Here is a 19,459-nt window from a genome sequence, read left to right as displayed (position 1 = left end):
GTATAATACATTTTATAATAATGTCAAGCATAAAAAAATGAGGACATTTTGTCCTCAATAGCACCTCGGTACATAGTGATCATCCACGAACTTGTCGCCGATTATTCCGGCGGCATCTTTATTTTTCATTTTCTCATGAACCTCATTGTTGTGTTCGATCTTATTTTTTCTCTCATCGGTATTACCGGTGTCTTCATTTGCTTTGTCTTTATTTGCCACGTTTATCTCCTCTTTCTGTTTATTTTGTTCGATAACGGAATGTTATCAGTGTTTAGAGCTGGGGTCGGAAAATAATTCCCTTAAGAAATAAAGTGCTTTCACTTCTTCATGGCATGTTTGGCCATGCCCCGCAACTCTCGGCTTTGTGAGCCTATCTCCGGTTTAAATCATTAAAACAGGGATAGGTTCGCAATTATCACGCAGATGATTGGTATAAGAGAGGCAGGAACTTTTTCCGAATGTTGGTCGGATAGCACCCAACTTTTTTTAGTTGTTTAACCTCTCTTATTTGTGTAAGGGCTTTTCATTTTAAGCCCGTCAGTGCCTGTAAACCTTATAAGCATGGACGGGATCATATGAAAAATGGCCGGGAAGCGGTCAAGTTTCCGCTTCCCTTATTGTTTATATGGTTTATTTAATTTCCTCTTTCAAAATTACCGTTTATGTTCTGCTCATCCTTTCTTCCAAAACGCTCTCTGCTTTCTTTTTCTATTTCAAACGCGGTTATTTTTGAACCTTCTTTTGCAAAACTTACCATATTTTTCCCTCTTTTCTATTATTTTCAAGGATCTTGCCGTGCTTGGCTTTTTTTCCAAGTCGTGAAAGTATAAGCGCCGTGATGGCATGCTTATCATCCTGTTTAAGCCCGTCTTTTATAGAGCTTATTTCTGCTCGCTTCATGCGGACAAAAACAAACTTTCTAAAATACGAGCGGGGAATATTTAGTCCTATTCCCCAAACTCTTGTGCCTTGCCAGTGTTTCTTGCGACATCGAATTGCTCATCGCGCAATCCATACTTGTCTTTGTCGGCTTCGCTCTTTTTTGAGTCCACTATTCCGTTTATTACGGACTCGTCCTGTGCAAAATACACCATTTTTTATCCTCCTTTTTTTTAATTTACCGCGTTTTGATCTTTTTAACGCAAATTTCTGATCCCACTGTTCAGAAATCTGTTTTAAAAAAACAAGGGAGAGATTGGGATATGAAGATATTTTTTTTATTCTTCATATCCCGCATTGATTAGTGACGGCTGAAAACAATTGAGATTGATTCGGTTGTTGCGGGATCCATGGTGTTGCTCTGAAAATTCAAAGCTTCTTTCTTGAAAGATATTTCCTGCCGCAAAACGCAATTGTAGTAGCATTTCGCTCAAAACCTCCGGCTTGATTGACGCCATTTTTTAACGATCTCTTTATGGGAAATCATCGCGATCTCAATGTGCAGCTATATTTTCACTAACAACTGCATTCTTCGCAGCAATACAATCAGTCAGGGAAAATATATAATTAAACAAAAAACCTACTTCGAGTAGTTTGCTTTTAGCCTTATTCTTAACGTAGTTTCCTCTTAATCAAGCCAAAAGCAAATTACCTTACTAGTAGGTTTTTAATTGCCACAACCACAACATGACCAACTTTTTTGGTCATCCTTACTTCATTTGATTGTGCTGCTGAATAGTTCATATTTTTAATTACAATACCAGTCTAGCACATAATAAATTCGTGTCAATACCCTTTATCCACAACGGGGCGGTCACTGACCCTCTTTGTCCAAATGATCCTGCAATCTGTCATTCAGCTTTCGGACATATTCATCCGGCAGCAAGTCAGTCCCGCCGCCTCTTTTGTCAGAACCGGCATTCCACCGGCCTCCCCAATTCGGATCAATGTCTTCTATCCCGAGTTCGAGCAGACTCACGCCCTTTTCCAGGCCGGCCTCCCCCAATCTCACCCTCGTCTCGAGCCGTTCGGGAAAATCCCCATGCTTGCTGAAAGTCACAATGATCATGGCACCCGGGATCATCGGGATGAAAAAATTCGGATCTATCTTTTTTTCAAGTTCAACATAGCTCACGCCTCCGATCTCTTGGATATTTCCTTCTTCAACCATTTTCTCCGCCTTAATGCGGTCCTCATCCCTCTCTTTCAAAAGGTCCGCGGCTCTTTTCTCAAGCGGCTCACCGTCAAGCAATAATTGCAGATTTCTGACTGCAAGTTCGATATCTCTCTCATATTGGATCGCCTGCAGAAGATCAGCAATTTCGTTTTTCTCGCCCGTATGGTCTGCCGCAATGGCCGCTTTCGCAAATCTGTCATCCGGCGGCAAAACCCCGCGCATTATAAGGCACGCCAGAACACTGTCGGCATCGGTATGATTCGTTATGACTTTAAAATCTTTTCCGATCGGACCGTTATTTCTGACATATTCTATGGCGATATTGGCGCTTGATATCTTTTGCTGGAATTCCTTCAATGGAGCATGATGATCTATACTATAGATATTGCCGTCTCTGAAATGATCGCCCTCCCTATGATTCTCTATATCCTTAACATAAACATCGCATACAAGAACTTTTTCGTCTTTAAATCCATTCTCTATTTCTTCCTTGGTGATGAATTTTCTCTCTTTCAGAAGTTCGACTCCGCCTTCCCTATACTTTTCAAGCAAATTCTCAAAAGCATACTCATTCTTATTTTCAAATTTATTATTTTCCATCATTGCTTGTAATTTTCCGGATTAATGCATCTCGTCAGCTGTTCTATTTTATGGATATCAGCTCGACATCGAATGTCAATGTTGCATTCGGCGGGATCACCGGAGGATATCCGTTTTTGCCATATGCAAGTTCCGGAGGCAGAACGAGCGTTTTCTTTTCTCCGACCTTCATCCCCGCAAGTCCCTGATCCCACCCCTTAATGACCTGGCCGGCGCCAAGAGTGAATGTGAACGGCTCGCCCCTGTCCAAGCTTGAATCGAACTTCGTGCCATCAGCCAATTTTCCGGTATAATGAACGGAAATTACATCTCCGGCTTTCGTCACCCTTGCCGTTTTATCATCCTTCGCCTTCTCGACAGTTTCATTTCCGCTCTTTTCAGCGTTTTCGCTGTCATTTTTATCACCTTTGTTGCTCATAAATGTTATTGATATTATTATAATTATTACAGCTGCAAGACCCAAGAAAGTCAGATATTTCTTTTCCATAATTTTTCTTATTTATTTATATGAAAATTATAATATAATTATGCATATTTGTAAATCAATTATCCCAGCTTTCTCTTCCATCTCCCTCAATGGGAATTTTATCTCCCAGAAACTTTGGCTTGGATTTCAATATTACATCAAAATACGCCTTGACTCTGGCAAACAGTTCTCTTCCGCTATATATCTCTTTTCCTGGATAATCATGCCTGTCTGAGGCATATCCGACTACATTCATATTTATGCTTTTCGCGATAAATAACGCTCTATACAAATGGAATTCCTGTGTTACCAAAATTGCGCCTTCAACACCGAAGATCTCTTTTGCGCGATACAGCGTGTCATATGTGTCAAAACCCGCATAATCAGTGAAAATATCATCCGCATCCGCTCCATTGGACACAAGATAATCTTTTGCCGCATTAACTTCGTCATATTCCGGCCTTCCATGGTCACCGCTCACCAGTATTTTTTCGATTTTCCGGGCACGATATAGTTCCAATGCCGACACAACCCTGTCCTCGAACATCGAACTCATATTTTCACCGCGGACCTTCGCCCCAAACACGATCGCCGTCCGATTAGTTTCAATACCACCTATATCCCTATATACAGATCTTTCACTGCTTTTTATTTCAATATAATTTATCGAAATGATCGCGATTGCCGCAAATACAAACATGACAGCAACCGCACGGAGAATCTTTATTTTCGTTTTTTTCATTATTTTGATATTTGATCTTCAACAGGAAACAACGCCAAGTTTTTTCAACTCAAAGAAACATCTCGCGCAAGCCTTCACATCGACCATAGCGTCGTGCGCATCTTCAAAATCCTCTCCAAACAGCTTTATGTGCAACTCCTTCAAAGACGGCCATTTATAGCCGCACGTACCGGCTATGGCGCAAAATTCCGTGGACAGGTCCTTGGTGCACATTTTTTTCGGTGAAAAAAGGCTTTTTTGCGTTCCGGTCCTGAGGAATTCCGCCTCAATGATCTTTTCATCAAAACTGATGTTGTGAGCGATGATAAAATCGGACTCGACCATTGTTTTTGAAAATTCTCCAAGTACAGTTTTCAGCCTCTTTCCCTTTTTGATCGCAAGCTCCGTCGTAATTCCATGGATTTTCGACGCTTCTTCGGGGATCTCAAATCCTTCAGGTTTTATTATATAATTTTTTCCCTTCATCTTTTTGCCTTCTCTGTCATAGACAAGCCAGGCGATCTGCACCAGCCTGGGCCAATTCTCAAAATCTGACGCAGGAGCGCTCCATTTTTTTGGAAGCCCCGTTGTTTCCGTGTCAAAAAATAGATACATAGTTCATTGATTATTGTTTATATATGGTCACTGATATTTTACCAATACTACAATGCTTCTCAAATAAGATAATTTCTCAAATATCTAATTTTTAATTCTTAATTTCTAATAAATGATCTAACTTAGAATGTCATAAACATAAATCTTTCTAAAATCACTGGTGAAATATTTAATTTCTAATGTACCATTCTGGTCATTTGTCATTGCATCATTAGAAATTGATTAAAAATTAGAAATTAGAAATTAGAAATTATTTACTTATATTCTCCCACTGATCAGGTCTCCTTCGAATTCAATTATACCGCTTTTGTCCTTCGAGTATTTTGATACGTCCGGAAATTCAAGCTTTTGGATCTTTGCGTATACTGCCGCAATTAGCTTTTCGAGCCTCTCGGCTTCCTTCGGATCGATTAAAAGATCCAGATCGACGATCTTTCCGTTCTTGGACTCAATATATTCCAAAACACCTCTTTTAACTGAAAATTTGTTTTTATATTCTCTCGAATTCTCCACCAGCAGTTTATAAAAGATCAGCTGTTTTCTGTAGTTATATAATTTGATCTTTTCATCGGGAGAAGTTCCATTCCAGTCCAGTGACGCGCTCCCGGTCTTATAGTCGCTCACGACCATCTCAGCATCGCCCTCCATTATGATCTTGTCTATTTTTCCGGAGATCGGAACGCCGTTAATCACGACCCCTTGGTTCGAAAAATCCATTTCCGCCCTGTGACTTGGATCAAACTTTGATTTTTTCGTGTCGTAAAAAAACGACAGGGCATCTTTGCCTCGTTTCAAGTAATGTTCAAAATCCTCTTTGCTAAGCCTCTCTTTTTCAAGATATCTTTCAAATTCGCTCAGTACGCCTTGAAGATCCGGAACTTTTTTAGTTTTTGACGTTCTTGCAAGAACAAAATTCATAGTGCTGTGTATTGCAGTTCCAAACACGCCCGCAACTGATTTCGGCTGGGGAAATCTCAGGAGATTCTGTTCAAAGAATGCTTGCGGGCCTGCATCTTTCACATTAAGAAAATTATTAAGATGAGTTACGCTCATCTTATATTTTTCGATGATCGGAAGCAAAACCGCTTTTTCATCGCCCGTAAATGGCGCCGCATTCACCGCTTCCATTCCGAGAGCCAGACACTCCAGATCCCAGTCGGAAGAATCCTTTTTTATAGATATCATTTCGTTCTTTTTGGAATCCAATTCCATAAAATGAAGTTTTTCCGACTCTTTTCCGTTTCCATCCCTTTGGTAGGCGGTCGCGAAAAGATTCGACCTTGCCCTGGTCATTGCCACATAAAAAAGCCTCAGCTGATCATCGATATCGTCTCCCATTGGAGCAATTTTCAAATTTTCCGGAAAGCGCAGCTTATTAGCATTTGATCCCTTCGCCCAAATGCCTTCCTGGCAATTTATTATGAACACAGTGTCATATTCAAGCCCCTTCGCCTTGTGCACTGTCATAAGCTCGACTGCTTCGCTTGCATTCACAAAAGAGCTTTTGTCCGTAAGCTTGATACCGTTCTTTTCGTGCACATCAACGAACTCAACCAGGTCTTTCAGAAAAACCGGCTTCCCGCTCTTATATTCGCGAAGCGCCTGAATAAAGATCTTCAGGCTGGAAAGATACCTGACATACTCATCCCTGTTATCCTTCAGTTTATCACGCGAAAAATAATACTCTTTAAAAGGACTTCTTGTTTTTGTATTCACAGCCATTGCACTCTCTTTTGCCTCGTCCTCGGATTCCTCCTCCAGTAGAACCTCATTTGCGCCTATGATCGCGCTCAGGACATATTCCAGCGGTTCATATGAGGCCCTTGCCGCCATTTCAAGAAAAAATTCTGCGATTTCCTTCAGCTTCGCGTTCTCGCCTTCAAGCATGGATTCTATCCAGAGCTTTCTCTGATTGAGCGACAATTTCCAGATCGTCTTTCTTTCAATGTTCCAGAAAGAATAGCTCAATATTTCAGGAAGATATTCATCCGCTTCCTGCCTGTTCTTTTGCGACAGAGAAACGACGAATCGCGACATCTGTATGACCTGCCTTATATGTATCTCGTTCAATACGTTCTGCTGGCGCTCATAACGTATAGGCATTTTCAACTTGAGAAAGAACGGCACGATCCTCTCAAGATCCTCATGGCGGCGCGCAATGACTGCAATGGCGCTCGGGCTGCTTCCCTCATCAATGAACCTTTTCACTTCCCGCGCAACCCAATAATCCTCTTCCTCGCGTGTTTCAAATTCTGCATGAACGACTTTTCCCTTCGGCACGCTCTGATTCCCTGCAACAAGTTCCTTTTCGATCTCAGGGATCAGATTTTCCAGCCGGTTATTTCCGTTCTTGATGACGACCCTCGCCGAATCAAGGATCTCCTGCGTCGATCTGTAATTGCTTTTCAGTACCACCATTCGGACGTCTCTGTATTTTTTCCGAAATCCCATAATATTTGATATCTCGGCGCCTTGGAACTTGAATATGGCCTGGTCGTCGTCCCCTACCGCCATTATATTCGGACGTCCCTCATTCTCCTTCGCATCCAGCAGCGCATCAACCAGCCTCATTTGCGCGTCATTGGTGTCCTGAAACTCATCCACCAGAATATACTGATATTTCTCCCTTATCTCATATCGGAGGGATTCATTCCGTTCGATCTCGCCGATAACCTTCAATATCATATCGTCAAAATCATAATATCCGTTATCAAACATGGTCTTCTGATATTTGCCATAAACGTCCGCGAGCGCTTCCATTTTTTTCTGATTTAATTCCGTCTTCAGAGCGCGCATTCCGTCAATGTCTTTCTTCGTCCACTCCGACTTCCATTTCGTAAGCTCGGCCATCTTTCCGGAATCCTTGACGCCATTCAGTGCGCCGGAAAGTGAATTGCAGAAACTATTCCTCAGTGATCCGAACTGTTTCACAGGAAATTCCGCCTCCTGCAGCTCTAAGGCTTTTTGCAATAATTTTTCAATGCTCCCGATCTCCTTTTTTGAGATCCTCCTGTCAAACACATCGGCAATATCTTTCTTCATGGCCGAACAAAAGGCCTCATTATGCTTGAGGATCTCATGCAGCTCCTTCGGAGAAATTCCGGCTTTCTTGAGTTGCTCGATCGCGCGTTTTGACGCCTTCAGATATATGTAACCCTCTTTAGGATGCTCTTTCTTGAGTGGATTATCATATGGAAGACCGTCGAATATTCCATCAAGAAATTCCAGTTGCATAAGTTCATCCGCCGCCGAAAACGACGCTCCTTCGTGAAAATACTCCTGATGCATGTTCATGATCTCAACTCCGAAACTGTGAAAGGTGTGTATCGCAACCCTATAAGCATCGCTACCGATAAGGTCGGATAATCTCTCCCGCATGTTGATCGCAGCGCTCTCGGTGAAAGTGAGGCAAAGGATATTGCTCGGATATACATCTGTCTTTTTCAGAATATTGGCCACGCGAAGGCTGAGAAGTTCTGTCTTTCCGCTTCCGGGTCCCGCAACCACAAGCATAGGCCCCTCGATATTATCGACGGCCTCTTTCTGCTCATTATTCAATTTTCGATACCGATCTTCAAATATTCCCATGATGGATATTTATATTCATGATCTCAGTATATCAAATTATAGCAAAAAATCCATGCAAACAGGTACAATAAAAATTGCGCGTCGATCATTGGCGCGCGTATGCTATTATTTCTCTCTCCCACCTCAATGTAATGAAGGGGTTTTCTCCGCTTCCGTCGCCCGTCCTGGTGACGAATGGCTTGCCTTCCTCGATCAATCCCTCGAGTAGGATCTCCAGCCTGTTCAGAGATTCTTCGTCCCAAAACACCCGGTGCTTGGTCTCGACATCCGCTCTGTGCGGAGGGCCGGTGACATTTTCATATTTTGCAGCCACCCTATATACTCCGTATTGATATTCCACAGCCCTTGATCCGGGCAGGCCTTTTTCCATTACGCCTATGCTCACCGCTTGCACAAGATCTGTCATGTTTCTTTTCAAATTCGGCATTCTCACAATCTGACACTGGATTGCCTGTGATGCTTCCATTATATCTAACCTCCGATCATTGTTTTTTTCGAATTTCTGCATGTTAATGCAAAATTCACCTCAATAATACAACTTTTTCAGCACATGTCAACCCTATGCCGTATTACGGCATAATCAACAAAAATTTACATAAAAAAAGTGGGTTTTATAGTCCACTTTGGCCTTAGCTCACGACTTCTTTCATTCTTGAAAGGGTCTCTTCATATTCGTCTATGATCCCGCCGGAGATCCTTTCTTTCAGGACCTCGAGCACATTTTCATAGTATTTTATTTTCTGTTCTTTTGTCGCAGCGAACCGCTTCCAGAATCCTTCCCCGTCATACTCATTGATGGTCGACATCATATTGTGGATCTTATCGGACGCGCACACGATCATTGATTCGATCCTGGCGCTTCGCAGATTCGCCAGATATTTTTCCTCCTTTTCTTTCCAGGGAAGCCTTGCGAACCTCTTTTCCTTGGTGACTCCCCGCACGATCTCGCTGACATCCGGACCGAATTCATTTTTGATCCGGTCGAAAGTCATATCGGTATCTTCGGGACCGTCATGCATGAGGATCGAAATAAGCGTATCTTCGTCATCGGTATATTTGCTTCCGATGAGAAACGCCGCAAACGGATGCGTCGCATACGGAACACTGGTTCCCTTCCTGTATTGTCCTTCATGTATCGTTGCCGATATTTCTATCGCTTTCTGTATTCTTTTGGTAAAGGTCATTTTTATTCCTCCTTTTCTATTATGGCGGCAGGCACCTTGATGGCACATCATTGCATTCCCGTACCTTTCCGCACATTTCACATGGACCATAGCTCTTGAACAAGCTTTTGGGCCATTTATTCTCTTCTCTGCATTTCTCGCAGTAAAACATTTTTTTTCCTCCTTTTGTTTTTTCCCGCTTTTCCGGAAGTAATTCTTCCTGCGTTTACCTTGCTTCACTGAAGCTACGCATGATTATTCTTCATTTTTTCTGTTTCAAAATATTTCTTGAATTATTCAGAAATGAAGAATAAAAAAAGCGGTCAGAACATCTCACGATAGACAAGAATTATACTTCTTGTTAAGTGAGACCTTCCAACCGCTCAAGCGATCAGTCAATCATTGCATTTGGCTCCCGACAGATCTCCCCGGTCGCCTATCCGCCCAAGGCGGAAGCTATGAATGGTGCGATTAACCCCGCACATAGGATAGAATTTTCAAAGTGAACTGTATGTTTGAATATTAGCAGATTCTTCGGAAATGTCAAATTTTTACATCACCGCTCCGTAATATCAAATTGATATATATTGACAATCGATGATTTTATTCATATACTGAATTGTTCCGCTTGGAACAGGTGATATAATTTGTGCGAACTTTGCAGAAAAATAAATGAGCTTGAAAAGAACTTGCTTCGGCAATGTTCTGATACAATATCGATATTATGCAGAACAATAATAATCGTCGACGGCCTTCCCGTCGTTAAACTAGAAGCGAATATCAAACGAAAAGTGGCCCCAACAGTCGGAGACGTTATCCATCTTCCAAATGTTAAATTTACGGTCCAAAAAAGAGAATTTGATGAATATCAGCATTATGATATAACGGTCATCGAAGAAAGAAATGTAAAAAAAGAAGACTACGAAAATGTTCTGAAAACTTTTGACTGCTGGTGGAATATAAAATAAGAGATCTTAAAATAAAAGGTCTTTTTTTATTAAAACAACCCCCGTGAAAGGGTTGTTTTATTCTTCCGTGATGAATCCTCCGGCCTGCAATTCCCACAGCTTCTTATAGTTCCCGTTCTCTTTTTCCAGAAGCTCCTTGTGCGTGCCTTCCTCGATGATCTCTCCGCATCCGATGAAAATTATCCTGTCCATTTTCACGATCGTCGAGAGTCTGTGTGCGATCACGATCACGGTCTTATTTTCCATGAGCTTGTTCAATGCGTCCTGGATCAACCGTTCTGAACCGGAATCAAGGCTCGAGGTTGCTTCGTCCAAAATAAGGATCGGCGCATTCCGGAGTATTGCCCTTGCGATCGCGACTCTTTGCCTCTCCCCTCCGGAAAGCTTTACGCCCCTTTCTCCGACATGCGTATCATACTTATTCGGAAGAATGTCGATGAATTCGCTGCAGTGTGCGATCTTCGAAGCTTCGAAAACCTCTTCGTCCGTCGCATCGGGCTTTCCGTATCTTATGTTCTCCATCAAAGTCCTATGGAACAGAATTGGGTCCTGCGGAACAAGGCTTATATTCGTCCAGAGGCTTTCCAATTTCGCTTTTGATATGTCCTGGCCGTCGATAAGGATATTTCCGCCGTCCACATCATGATTCCTGAGGAGCAGCTTCACAACCGTGGTTTTTCCCGCGCCTGACGGGCCTATCAGCGCGATCCTCTCTCTAGCCTTTATCCTAAGATTGAACTTGTCCAGGATCTTTCGAGTTTTGTGATAATAGAAGCGGACATTCCTGAATTCAATTTCTCCGCCCTTCATTGCAAGATCTTTCGCCCCGGGAACATTGACTATTTCATGAGGCGTATTCAGGACAACGGTCATCTCTTCCGCATCGGCAAGATTCTGATATATATTCCTGATAATTTTTCCAATATTCCAAAGCTTATGGAATATAATGAAGACATATGTCTGCAGGAGAACAAAATCTCCGGCCGTCAGCTTGCCGTCCTTCCAAAGATCTATGGCCAGATATAATATTCCGATTTCGAGAGAGATCATAAGAAGACCCTGAAAAGCTTCAAATGCACTGTCCAAATTCCAGGCAAACTGCTTCAGCTTCTTCACTCTCTCATTTAGATCGAAATATCTTTTAACCTCTCTGTCGTAACCGCAAAAAAGCTTCACGTTGCCGTTATTTGTGATCGTATCGGCCAAAAACCCCGTGGCTTCCGTCTGCGCTGCGCTTCTCAGAATATCATATTTCAGTTTATATTTCGTCAAAAACCAGTTTATGATCAGAAATACAACCACCCATATGGTCAAAGCTATGCCCAAGATCGGGCTTCTTGAATAAAGAACTATCGCTATAACCGTCATTTCAATGAAGATCGGAACAATGTCCCATGTGATCCTGTCCACAATATCTTCATATGCTCTAGAAAAATATCCCACCCTTTTCACCAATGATCCGGTAAAGTTGTTGTTGAAATAGGAAAATGAATGCTTATGCAGATATGCAAAACACATGTTCGACAGATCCGCGATCACCTTCGTCTGGAAATATATGCTTGAAAATGTCGTAATTCTCCAGAAAACCCAGCCGACCAAAACTGTTATCAAAATCAAATACAAATTCTGCCTCAAGCTTTCGTAAATAACTTCCTTGCTTTGCCCGCTCGCAAGCACATCAAAAAAAGCCTTGTAATAAAGAGGTATTATGACATTTGTTACGACCGCTCCCGTTATTGAAAGCGGGATCAGGAACATCAGCAGTTTATATCTGAGCGAATATTTCAAGAATATACCCAGCGTTTTTTTCGTATTATTTTCCATTTTAATACCAATAAATCAATCCCCCGGCAATACGCCTGAGATTTTGAACGAAATTTTACTTAAAAAACTTATTATAGTATATATTATATATAACGTCAAGGCGATGATTATGTTACCATGATTATGTTACCTTTCAGGTCGATCTGTCAGGTCAACCCGTTTCTTTGCGGCGTTCTCGCCCGCAACCCTGCCCGTGCTCCAGCACATCTGCAAATTGAATCCTCCGGTCGGACCGTCCAGATCAAGGATCTCCCCCGCAAAAAATAGATTGCTCATGATCTTCGACCTCATGGTTCTGGGATCGATCTCCCTCAGCTTAACGCCTCCGGAAGTAACAACAGCTTTTTCAAATCCCGCGAGACTCTTAACTGTGAGAGTAAATTCTTTTATAAGATGGAGGATCTTCTTGCGTTCATCTTTACTTATGCTGTTGACTTTTTTCACCGGATCTATGCCCGAAAGCCTGATCACCACGGGGATCATTTTTTTCGGAAGCATCCTGTCAAAACTGTTCCTGAAAAGCTTGTTCTTCTTCACATAAAAATCCTGCTGCATTAATTTATCCAACTTATCAAAATCAAGCTCAGGCTTAAGGTCGATCTTCAAAATAACTCCCGGCAATTCCTTTCCGATCCTCTTTGAAAGATCTATTATTGCCGGTCCGCTCATCCCATTTTTTGTAAAAATAGCTTCGCCGCGCCTTGAATCTATTTTTTTGCTGTTTTTATAAATAGAGATATCGGCATTTCTCAGGCTCAATCCTTCAAGGTCCGCAACAGCACCTTCCTCAATAATAATAGGCGTCAGCGCAGGGTAGAGTCCGCTCACGCTATGGCCGAGTTTCTTCGCCCAATTGAATCCGTCGCCGGTTGAGCCGCTTTGCGGATATGAAAGCCCACCCGTTGCAATTATGAATTTATCGGCTTCTATCTTTTCACCGTTTTCAAGCTTTATATATTCAACCGCATTCGAGCTTGCCTCGAGGTCTGCCACATTAGAACCCGATCTGATCTCAACACCGCCATCTTCCATATATCCCTGAAGTGCATCCAGAACGTCATGGGCCTTGTCGCTCGCAGGATATGCCTTATTTTGTTCTTCAACTTTTATTTCAAGTCCTCTTGATCTGAAAAAAGCCACAGCATCACCGGCAGAAAACAAGTTCAGCGCTGAAAAAAGGAATCTTCCGTTCTTTCCGAATTTGGCGGCTATTCCCTTCGGATCGTCGGAAAGATTGGTTATATTGCACCTTCCGTTCCCGGTCATAAGAAGCTTTGTACCCAAGTTTACGTTTTTTTCGACCAAAACAACGCGAGCGCCAAGCTCGCCTGCACGCCCTGCAGCCATCATCCCCGCAGGCCCTCCGCCGATTATCGCGATATCATATTTCATAAATTGATTATAGCACAGATCCAAATAAAAAAGACCTCTCATAGGCCTCTATTTCTCTTCAATTATTTCTTTTACGATGTTTTCATCGTAAACGCTCATTTCCTCCTTCAGCTGTTTTTTCACTTCTTCGGTGAAATTTTCGTTTCGGTAGAGCGCCCTGGCTGCATCCAAATTTTCGCTGGATACAATGCAAGCTGCAAGCAATTGCGCTGATTTCTTTATTCTATATGATGGCTTATTCCCGAATAAGTAATAAACTTCCGCTCTTTTTGCTTTAAGTCTTTTTATGTGATCATTTTCATCATAAAGAATATCGATCTTTCCGAGTGCCCCATAAAGATTCTGCTCGAAATTGCCGGCTTGCGATCCTGATAGTTTTTTTATCTCCTTCAAAATAGCTGATGAAGATGCGGCACAATAACTCATAAGCATGACCGCAGCATCGACGTGATCCGACGGATCGTTTTTCTTTTGCGCAACTGTGCACCACTCGATTATTTTCACAGCCTCTTCATATGCGGTTGATCTTAGGACGTGCAGATCCCATAATGCCTTTGATGCGATATCTTTTCTGGCTTGCTCCAATATATCGCAATGTTCCTCTTCTTTTTTAAAGAACCTGTCGAATATGCTCATATATTCATCTCCTCTTTGTGAGAATATTTATTCTCGAGATTCAGAATAGCACGGCATATCAAATAAATCAATATTCGATTCTATAAAATATTTACAAAACCAAAAAACCTGGCATATATGCCTGATTATTGCGACTGCAGATGTTTCATTCCCCTCTCATTGGTCAGCTTCCTGATATTGTATAACGCGCAATTATCGCAAGATGATCCTTGAAATCCGAGCTCGGCTTCTTCGTGAACCCTTATTATCGCTTCTTGGATCATGTTCGCCTCAGCCTCAAATGGATCATGTTCGAACTTCCCATGAAAATCGTCATTTTCACATACTGAATGTCCGAATCCGCATCTTTTTTATTTTATTTAATTCCTGCTTGCCCTGTATAATTTTCTGTAAAAGATCTGCTTCACTATTTCCACAACAACGAGATAAGCAGACACGATTGCGAATAACGAAATAAAAACGCCGGATGAGGGAAAAATAAATCCGAAGACTTTCCCGATAAACGGCATTGTCAGAATGATGCCCAGGCACATCGCACCTATGGTGGAAGCCAGCAGATATTTGCTTGGCGTTGATTCCAAAAACGGGATTTTTCTTGTTCGAATCACGTAGATCACAAAAGTTTGGGTCGCAAGCGATTCAATGAACCATCCTGTCTGGAAAGCGCCATCCGCAAGTCCGAACACATGGAACAGAACATAGAAGGTTATGAAATCGAAGAGCGAGCTTATGGGACCAAACACATACATGAAAAGTTTAATGAAATTCATATCCCAATGCTTCGGCTTCTTCAAATATTCATCATCGACATTGTCGAGAGGTATAGAAAGCTGCGACGTATCATATATGAAATTGTTCAGAAGGATCTGTCCGGGCATCATCGGAAAGAACGGAAGATACAGTGCCGCGCCGATCATGCTGAACATATTTCCGAAATTGGAGCTTAATCCCATCATCAGATATTTCATCGTATTTCCAAAGGTTTTTCTCCCTTCGAGCACTCCATCCATAAGCTCCTTAAGCCCCTTTTTCAGAAGTATTATATCTGCCGTTTCTTTCGCAACATCAACGGCATTATCGACGGATATTCCGACATCCGCGCTTCGAAGCGATGGCGCGTCATTTATGCCGTCACCGAGATAGCCGACAACATAGCCCTTTTTTCTCAGTACGGATATTATCCTTTCTTTCTGGATCGGAGAGAGTCTTGCAAAGACATTTGTTTTTTCAGCGATCGCAGAAATGCTCGAAACGCTCATTTTATTGAGATCAAGATTTTCCCCCGAAATGGATCCCTTGATCTGAAATCCGATATCTTCACATATTTTTTTTGTAATAAGCAGTCCGTCTCCTGTCAGGATCTTGATCTCAATTCCGTGCTTCTTCATGAAATCCAGCGTTTCGGCAACGCCCTTCTTCGGAGGATCATAAAAAACCGTAAATCCGACGAGCGTCATTCCGCTCTCTTCGCTCTTCGGATAGATCTTCTTGTCATCCTGCACATCCTTCGTGGCGATCGCAAGAACCCTGAATCCCTGCTTGCTCAGATCTTCATACACCTTGTTTATTTTTACAAACTCAGCCTGCGAAAGCTCAACAGCCTTCCCTCCATCAAGACATGTTGAACAGATCTTGAAAACTTCTTCCGGAGCGCCCTTTGTCACCATCTGCCTGTTGCCGGCTTCCGCATAAATGATCGAAGATCTTTTTCTCATGAAATCATAGGGGATCTCATCAACCTTGTTCAAGTCATCCATGGCAACACTCTTAAAATCAAGTATGGCCTTGTCCAGAAGGCTTTTTATTCCGGTTTCATAATATCCATTGATATAAGCGAGCCTCAGCACGCTTTTGTCCTCCCCTCCCGAAAGATCAATATATTTTACGAGAGTTATCTTGTCCTCGGTGAGCGTTCCGGTCTTATCCGTACACAGGATGTCCATGCTTCCGAAATCGGGAATGGCGCTGAGCCTTTTCACAATAACGCCCTTTTTGGCCATATTGATCGAACCCTTGGCCATGTTCACGCTCATTATCATCGGCAACAGCTCCGGCGTTATGCCGACCGCGACAGCAATGGAAAATATGAATGAATCGAGAAGATCTTTTTTCTCAATGGCATTTATCAAAAAAATGATAAGTACGATTACGACTATTATCTTTATGATAAAATAACCGAAATCCCTTATTCCCAATTCGAATGCATTCACTTCATTCGTGTCCGCGAGCTTATCCGCGATCTTTCCATACTCAGTATTCGCACCCGTATTCACGATCAAGACCTGAGAATATCCCGACACCACATTCGTTCCCGAAAACACAATATTATTTTCTCCGGCATCGTTCGCCGTTTTTTCCTGCGGGAAACTCTCTCCGGTCAATACCGATTCATTGATGAAAAAATCGTCAGACTGAACGATCCTGCCATCAGCAGGAACTATGTCTCCGGCCGAAAGAAGCACGACATCCCCCGGTACGATATGTTTCGTAAGAACATCGACCTTAACTCCGTTTCTCATCACGGTCGCCCTGACCGCAAGCTTCTTTGCGATCTCATCAGCGGCCTTGTTTGATTTATATTCCTGATAAAAATTCATAATAACACTGAGAAACACCATCAAAAATATAATAATGAGATTTTCGATCTCTCCCGTGAGTCCCGACAGGAGCGCCGCAATGATCAGGATTATCACCATCGGATTATTGAAATAGCTCAAGAATTTGATGACCGGCGAAACTTTCTTCTTTTTGCTTATTTCGTTTTTCCCGTATATATTCGTCCTTCGGATCGCCTCATCGGTCGTAAGGCCTTTTTTAAGATCGGCTTTCAGCGTCTTTGCAAGCTTTTCAATATCCGTTTTCGCATAATCTTCCGATATTTTTTTGTTCATTTATTTATGATATAGCTTATCTTGACGTAATTATATCAAATATGCACGAGTTAACCAAGATTCAATTTAAAAAGAGGTTTTACGCCTCTTGCATTATAAAGCACGATAAACGATGAATACTCCCGCGTGCCTCAAATATGGAGCGGCTTTTTTAAACGATCTCTAGAAATATGCCAAAGCCGCAAAAGTTCCGTGGATGATCGCGAGCGACAGCGATATTTTCGCCATCATAAAATGATATTTCAGAGGTATCTTTACATTTCCGTGAAGATTTGAATATCCGATATACGCCGTGAATAGGAATGACGAAAGCGTGACAATTCCCATATACGCCAGAAGCGGCCGCCCGAATATCATGTAATAAGAAATTTCATTGAACATATGCTTAATTTGATGAATTATCGTATTTCCAGCCGAATTCGTTGAAATTTTTGAGATTCTTCGCGCAAGTCATCGTGTTGCGCGCAATCTTTCTCGCATCTTCCAGAAAAGCTTCGTCGGTTACAATTCCCTTGTCTTTGAATGTGGGATATGCGATCGACGACATGGCGTACATATTCGACCATGGCGGGAAGATCATCCCGAAATGATTCAGCGTCATAAAAAGCGACGAGATCGCCATTGACGTTCCCTCTTCATGGCCGGTCGCGATGATCCCTGCCGTTTTTCCGATAAAGCGCCGCACAAAACCGCTGCCGGAGATATTGTCATCCGCTGTAAGCAATATGAATTTCATATGCTTGACATTCAGATCCTTATTCTTCGGATTGCCCGGATCCGCCGGCTCAAGGCTTCCATCAAGACTGATGCAGCGATCAACGAAAAGCGCCATATGTGATGATATTTTGAAATTATTCACAGGCGTCGCGAATATGATAATATCCGCACCAAGCACTTTGTCATAAAGGATATTCGTCATATCGTCCGATGCATCAGTGCCTCTGGGGTAGCATGAGCAATAGAAATGGCACTGGGTATTCACCGTCGAATAACAGGCCTTGCACGGTTTGATATTATACTTCCTAAGCGGGATTAGTTCGGTTTGCGCTCCAAGATGTTCCAGCTCTTTCAGGCATTCTTTCAGCAAAAACTCCGAATTGCTTTCTTCTGCAGCCATATCGAACTTGTCCCGCCCGCTTCCTGAAATCCCGATAGCTATCATTTCTCCGCTTTCATTGCCGATCATTCCGGTCTCCTCAATGGCCGTTTTTTGTATATCCCTGAACCTGTTCAGCATCGCGCCGTCAATTTCCAAAAAACTCATCAGATATTCATCCGTTTTTTGAGGAATCAAAAGCTCATTTCCGCAATTCGCGCAATGCTTTGCCGGAAGCTCATAGATCAGCTTGCAATTCTCGCAAACTTTCATAATTGTTTCTCCTATTTACGGTTTCTTATTCTCAATTTCATCGGCAGAACCATAGATGCAATAAAAGCTCGCATCCAGGCCATTTTTTTTGTAAACCACACAAACGGGACAGATGCAACCTTGCATCTTATATGCACAAGTTCCCTTGCCGTTCGCTTGCGAGCAGAACAGTATTTCTTTCTTCTCCCTTGCGCAGTCATTATATGTCGGACAATTAGCGCAAAGGCATCCCTTCAAATTGTCGCTGTTTTTTTCAACTTTTGACATAATTTTATTCAACTATTATTTTACCTGTCATCGAGGGATGTAATCCGCACAAATAGTCATACGATCCGGCATTCTCGAATTTGAACTCGAACGTTTGCCCCTTCGACATAGTCCCCGAATTGAATCCGGCAGACTTGATCGTGTGAGGAACGGAATCATTATTCGTCCAAACCACGGCCGTTCCGGCTTTAACCGTGAGAGTGGCTGGGGCAAATGAATAATTCTGCATACTGACAGCATTTGTTCCTGCCGGAACGGAATTAGTGCCGTCCACCGGAACATTATTGTAATTCTGCGGAACCGGTGCCGCATAATACTGCCGGCTGAAATAATACGCACCACCCAGAACAATTACAACTGCAGTTAATCCGATAAAAGCGTTTGTTATTTTCATAGAGTTATTTTATTGATTACATATATATTATACACCGCATCGCCTATCTCGGGAACAAAGATATCAACACAACATAATACCAATTACAGATGCATGTCCCATACCACCTTGAGTCCTGCACGGGCAATTCCGGTCAATGTGAATTGTTCTTTCACAAACTTGCCGGTCGATGAGATCCAAAATGGTATTTTTTTCGCAACAAAAAACCATCCTATTCCGAAACGGATGATCAGTTTCCAGCACGTGTTTTACTTTATTATATGAAAGTTCTTTTCACTTTGGATCTTTTTTTCATATTTCCTGATAATCAGGCCGATGTCTCTATATTTAAAAGTCCGGCAAGAACTCCCTGTGTTGTCCTTCAAGACACACAGGGATGAATTGCCGCCCATGCCATTCTCGCCAATACTGTTGTATAATGACTGCATATAATAAGATATATGCGTATG

General features: G+C 42.3%; 23 protein-coding genes. 1 reads left to right on the top strand and 22 read right to left on the bottom strand.

The genetic code is table 11. The features are described 5' to 3' along the window. Nucleotides 1-54: 54 nt before the first annotated feature. From WC788_02830 to WC788_02775, 12 genes are all read right to left on the bottom strand, one after another. On the bottom strand, nt 55-219 hold the full coding sequence (locus tag WC788_02830) for a hypothetical protein (GenBank protein MFA6096540.1): 165 nt from the start codon (nt 217-219) through the stop codon (nt 55-57). 415 nt (nt 220-634) lie between these two features. Then, a complete protein-coding gene (locus WC788_02825; GenBank protein ID MFA6096539.1) occupies nt 635-757 on the bottom strand; it encodes a hypothetical protein in 123 nt (40 codons plus the stop codon). Beyond that, the gene (locus WC788_02820; protein ID MFA6096538.1) at nt 751-900 is read right to left on the bottom strand and encodes a hypothetical protein; all 150 of its coding nucleotides are present in this window, start codon (nt 898-900) and stop codon (nt 751-753) included. Before WC788_02820 ends, WC788_02825 begins: the two co-directional genes overlap by 7 nt. A 47-nt stretch (nt 901-947) precedes the next feature. Further along, complete coding sequence (locus WC788_02815) at nt 948-1,094, bottom strand: hypothetical protein (protein ID MFA6096537.1); 147 nt, start codon at nt 1,092-1,094, stop codon at nt 948-950. Between the two features lie 659 nt (nt 1,095-1,753). After that, nucleotides 1,754-2,719, bottom strand: a complete 966-nt coding sequence (locus WC788_02810) for a hypothetical protein (protein MFA6096536.1) — start codon at nt 2,717-2,719, stop codon at nt 1,754-1,756. Nucleotides 2,720-2,759: 40 nt separating this feature from the next. Further along, entirely contained in the window at nt 2,760-3,203 is a 444-nt protein-coding gene (locus WC788_02805) for an FKBP-type peptidyl-prolyl cis-trans isomerase (protein MFA6096535.1), read from the bottom strand. A 55-nt stretch (nt 3,204-3,258) separates the two neighbouring features. After that, nucleotides 3,259-3,924: an ElyC/SanA/YdcF family protein gene (locus WC788_02800; GenBank protein MFA6096534.1), complete on the bottom strand. Its 666-nt coding sequence runs from the start codon at nt 3,922-3,924 to the stop codon at nt 3,259-3,261. An 18-nt stretch (nt 3,925-3,942) separates the two neighbouring features. Next, nucleotides 3,943-4,518 (bottom strand): 3'-5' exonuclease, encoded by a 576-nt coding sequence (locus WC788_02795; protein MFA6096533.1) that lies wholly within the window; start codon nt 4,516-4,518, stop codon nt 3,943-3,945. A 258-nt stretch (nt 4,519-4,776) separates the two neighbouring features. Then, nucleotides 4,777-8,106 (bottom strand): ATP-dependent DNA helicase, encoded by a 3,330-nt coding sequence (locus WC788_02790; GenBank protein MFA6096532.1) that lies wholly within the window; start codon nt 8,104-8,106, stop codon nt 4,777-4,779. Between the two features lie 85 nt (nt 8,107-8,191). Then, entirely contained in the window at nt 8,192-8,572 is a 381-nt protein-coding gene (locus WC788_02785; protein ID MFA6096531.1) for a hypothetical protein, read from the bottom strand. A gap of 163 nt (nt 8,573-8,735) precedes the next feature. Next, nucleotides 8,736-9,290, bottom strand: coding sequence for an HD domain-containing protein (locus WC788_02780; protein MFA6096530.1), 555 nt, complete (start codon nt 9,288-9,290; stop codon nt 8,736-8,738). A 19-nt stretch (nt 9,291-9,309) separates the two neighbouring features. Beyond that, nucleotides 9,310-9,441, bottom strand: coding sequence for a hypothetical protein (locus tag WC788_02775; GenBank protein ID MFA6096529.1), 132 nt, complete (start codon nt 9,439-9,441; stop codon nt 9,310-9,312). Between the two features lie 475 nt (nt 9,442-9,916). Here WC788_02775 and WC788_02770 point away from each other — a divergent pair, with 475 nt between their 5' ends. Continuing rightward, complete coding sequence (locus tag WC788_02770) at nt 9,917-10,237, top strand: hypothetical protein (protein ID MFA6096528.1); 321 nt, start codon at nt 9,917-9,919, stop codon at nt 10,235-10,237. 57 nt (nt 10,238-10,294) lie between these two features. Here the strand turns inward: WC788_02770 and WC788_02765 are convergent, their stop codons facing one another. The 10 genes from WC788_02765 to WC788_02720 all read right to left on the bottom strand — a co-directional run. Next, nucleotides 10,295-12,061 carry an ABC transporter ATP-binding protein gene (locus tag WC788_02765; GenBank protein ID MFA6096527.1) on the bottom strand — a complete coding sequence of 589 codons (1,767 nt, stop codon included), beginning with the start codon at nt 12,059-12,061 and terminating at the stop codon, nt 10,295-10,297. A 126-nt stretch (nt 12,062-12,187) separates the two neighbouring features. Continuing rightward, on the bottom strand, nt 12,188-13,453 hold the full coding sequence (locus WC788_02760; protein MFA6096526.1) for an NAD(P)/FAD-dependent oxidoreductase: 1,266 nt from the start codon (nt 13,451-13,453) through the stop codon (nt 12,188-12,190). A 48-nt stretch (nt 13,454-13,501) separates the two neighbouring features. Then, nucleotides 13,502-14,089 (bottom strand): hypothetical protein, encoded by a 588-nt coding sequence (locus WC788_02755; protein MFA6096525.1) that lies wholly within the window; start codon nt 14,087-14,089, stop codon nt 13,502-13,504. Between the two features lie 125 nt (nt 14,090-14,214). Then, on the bottom strand, nt 14,215-14,352 hold the full coding sequence (locus tag WC788_02750; GenBank protein ID MFA6096524.1) for a hypothetical protein: 138 nt from the start codon (nt 14,350-14,352) through the stop codon (nt 14,215-14,217). 96 nt (nt 14,353-14,448) lie between these two features. Continuing rightward, nucleotides 14,449-16,980, bottom strand: a complete 2,532-nt coding sequence (mgtA, locus tag WC788_02745) for a magnesium-translocating P-type ATPase (protein ID MFA6096523.1) — start codon at nt 16,978-16,980, stop codon at nt 14,449-14,451. A 162-nt stretch (nt 16,981-17,142) separates the two neighbouring features. Next, on the bottom strand, nt 17,143-17,361 hold the full coding sequence (locus WC788_02740; protein MFA6096522.1) for a hypothetical protein: 219 nt from the start codon (nt 17,359-17,361) through the stop codon (nt 17,143-17,145). A 4-nt stretch (nt 17,362-17,365) separates the two neighbouring features. Beyond that, nucleotides 17,366-18,349 (bottom strand): flavodoxin family protein, encoded by a 984-nt coding sequence (locus tag WC788_02735; protein MFA6096521.1) that lies wholly within the window; start codon nt 18,347-18,349, stop codon nt 17,366-17,368. A 15-nt stretch (nt 18,350-18,364) separates the two neighbouring features. Continuing rightward, complete coding sequence (locus tag WC788_02730) at nt 18,365-18,616, bottom strand: DUF2769 domain-containing protein (protein MFA6096520.1); 252 nt, start codon at nt 18,614-18,616, stop codon at nt 18,365-18,367. 4 nt (nt 18,617-18,620) lie between these two features. Beyond that, a complete protein-coding gene (locus WC788_02725; GenBank protein MFA6096519.1) occupies nt 18,621-19,010 on the bottom strand; it encodes a cupredoxin family copper-binding protein in 390 nt (129 codons plus the stop codon). A 248-nt stretch (nt 19,011-19,258) separates the two neighbouring features. After that, nucleotides 19,259-19,459, bottom strand: a 201-nt coding sequence (locus WC788_02720; protein ID MFA6096518.1) for a hypothetical protein, incomplete at its 5' end; no start/stop codon positions are given.

The organism is Candidatus Paceibacterota bacterium, from assembly GCA_041661265.1.
GTDB lineage: Bacteria > Patescibacteriota > Minisyncoccia > JAHIHE01 > JAGLIN01 > JBAZUT01.
The sequence above is the reverse complement of the archived record's forward strand: the minus strand, read 5'-3'. Positions and strand labels throughout refer to the sequence as shown.